The sequence below is a fragment of the Phocaeicola coprophilus DSM 18228 = JCM 13818 genome (assembly GCF_000157915.1).
Taxonomy (GTDB): Bacteria; Bacteroidota; Bacteroidia; order Bacteroidales; family Bacteroidaceae; genus Phocaeicola; species Phocaeicola coprophilus.
In genome coordinates, this window is sequence record NZ_EQ973661.1 from 1 (window position 1) to 1,320 (window position 1,320).

A 1,320-nucleotide genomic window follows, 5' to 3' on the forward strand; every position below is an offset into this window, starting at 1 on the left:
ACTACTGTCCCGTTAAAAATGGGAATTGGTCTTTGAAATAATTGAAATATAGTCTTTTACAAGCATTTTTAAGGTGCGACGATTTGAATTTGCTAAATTGTAGTCTATAAGATAGACTGCATATGAACAAAAACAAATATGTCTTTGCCCAATTGGTAGAATTTCTCGATAAAGACAAGTTTCGTCACTTGGTTGACAAATATAATGGCAATCGGTATGTCAAGTCATTCACGTGCTGGAACCAACTTCTTGCACTGATGTTTGGTCAGCTTAGTAATCGTGAAAGTTTACGCGATGTAGTCGTGGCGCTGGAAGCGCATCATACCAAATGCTATCATCTTGGAATAGGACGGAATCCTATTGCTAAAACGACATTTGCTTCAGCCAACCAAAATCGAGATTATCGCATCTTTGAAGACTTTGCATTCTTCATGATGGAACAGGCTCGGAAGAAACAGGCAACAGATATTTTTAAGTTGAAAGGGCATGTGTATGCTTTCGATTCTACAACAATACCTTTATGTCTGTCTATCTTCTGGTGGGCCAAGTTTCGTAAGAAGAAGGGTGGTGTAAAAACTCATGTGTTGTATGACTTGGAAACACAAGTTCCAGCATACTTCCATATCTCTACAGCATCTGTCCACGATTCAAAAGCGATGAAGTATATTCCTTATGAGCCAGGGTCTTACTATGTGTTTGACCGCGGTTACAATGCCTTCAAAGAACTATATAAGATACATTTGCACGAGTCTTTCTTTGTGGTGAGAGCCAAGAAGAATCTACAGTTTAAATGTATCCGATGGAGACGCAGATTGCCAAAGAATGTACTTACCGATTCTGTAATAGAACTTACCGACATAATCACTCGGCAGAAGTACCCTGAGCGGTTGCGCTTAGTGAAGTACAGAGACGAAAGTCAGGATAGAGAGTTTGTCTTTCTTACCAATGCTTTTCATCTCACTTCACTTGAAATCGCCGAACTGTATAAAAACCGTTGGCAGGTTGAGTTGTTCTTCAAATGGCTAAAGCAGCACCTCAAAATTAAGAAGTTTTGGGGTACTACGGAGAACGCTGTTCGAATCCAAATCAGTACTGCCATTATCAGTTATTGCCTTGTTGCTATAGTGCAACATGACATGCAGCTGAAAAGGTCAACATATGAAGTTCTACAAATTCTAAGCATTTCTCTTACGGACAAAACATGCCTTAAAGAACTGTTTGAGAAGACTAATTTCAACAATGTCAAAGAACTCAATTCTTTCCTTTTTCCGGGATTGTTTGATTAATATTAATTTGTCTCGATTTTAACGGGACACTAAT

At 38.7% G+C, this 1,320-nt stretch carries 1 protein-coding gene; it reads left to right on the plus strand.

What is annotated here, in order from left to right; translation table 11 throughout:
* Positions 1-122 precede the first annotated feature (122 nt).
* Positions 123-1,286: an IS4 family transposase gene (locus tag BACCOPRO_RS16810; RefSeq protein WP_008145529.1), complete on the plus strand. Its 1,164-nt coding sequence runs from the start codon at positions 123-125 to the stop codon at positions 1,284-1,286.
* Positions 1,287-1,320 lie beyond the last annotated feature (34 nt).

Bases quoted from the DNA above. Each gene is read 5' to 3' on its own strand.
- BACCOPRO_RS16810 (WP_008145529.1), top strand. From the start codon at position 123: ATGAACAAAAACAAATATGTCTTTGCCCAATTGGTAGAATTTCTCGAT.